The sequence below is a fragment of the Mesorhizobium sp. M2A.F.Ca.ET.039.01.1.1 genome (assembly GCF_003998035.1).
GTDB lineage: Bacteria > Pseudomonadota > Alphaproteobacteria > Rhizobiales > Rhizobiaceae > Mesorhizobium.
The window spans coordinates 1-977 of the sequence record NZ_RZRY01001286.1 but is presented as its reverse complement, the minus strand read 5'-3'; the positions used below and the strand labels follow the sequence as shown (position 1 = coordinate 977).

At 66.2% G+C, this 977-nt stretch carries 2 protein-coding genes; both read left to right on the top strand.

Annotated elements, in window-relative coordinates; all coding sequences use genetic code 11:
- The coding region (locus tag EOA24_RS39330; protein ID WP_127410902.1) for a TOBE domain-containing protein at nt 1-446 on the top strand (446 nt) is incomplete at its 5' end.
- Between the two features lie 47 nt (nt 447-493).
- A partial coding sequence (locus EOA24_RS39325; RefSeq protein ID WP_189354652.1) for a metallophosphoesterase occupies nt 494-977 on the top strand: 484 nt, incomplete at its 3' end.

Genomic DNA, 977 nt, shown 5'->3' with positions numbered 1-977 from the left:
TCTACGGCCGGCCGGCAAGCCGCTTCGTCGCCACCTTCGTCGGCGCGCCGGCGATGAACATGCTCGAAGGCACGGTGACGCTCGACGGCATTTCGCTGCTCGGCGGCAGCCGCAAGCTCAGCGTGTCGCGCACGGGCCTTGCCGTGGGCTCGAAGGTCGCGGTCGGCGTCCGGCCGGAAGCGGTGCGCATGGTGGCGCCGGGGACGCCCGGAGCGCTCGCGGCGACGGTCGACCTCATCGAGGAATTGGGCGCCGGCCGTGTCATCTATGTCGATCTCGACGGCGCGCCGTTCTCCGTCGTGACGTCTGAGGCCGTCCACCCCGAACCGGGCAGCACGATCGGCCTGCAGTTCGCCGAATCGGACCTGCACTTCTTCTCCTCGGAGACAGGCGGTAGGCTGGAGGTGTTCAAGGCTTCTGTGCCGGAGCCGGCGCTCCAAGGATGATCCCTTTCCGTCGGCTTTTGCGAACATTTTGATTGAGGGTTCAGGGCATGAAGGTCATCCAGGTTACGGACGTCCATCTCGGTCGTCTGCGCGAGATACGATATGGCGCGAACCTGAATGAGCGGCTCGATCGTTGCATCGACCATATCAATCAGCGCCACAGCGATGCGGCGCTCTGCATCTTCACCGGCGACCTGACCGACGACGGCGAGGCCGACAGCTATGCCGACCTGAAGGCGGCGCTGAGCCGGCTTGCCGTGCCTTACCGGCTGCTGCCTGGAAACCACGACCGGCGCGCCAACCTCATCGCCGCCTTCCCGGAAAACGGGACCGACGGAAACGGTTTCGTGCAGTCGGTTTTCGACACGCCGGAAGGGCGGCTCATTTTCCTCGACAGCCTGGCGGAAGGCCGCGTCACCGGCGAGTTGTGCGACGACCGGCTCGGCTGGCTCGATGCCAGGCTCGCCGAGGTGGCGGGGAAGGCGGCCTATATCTTCCTGCACCATCCGCCGGTCGAGCTCGGGCTTACGC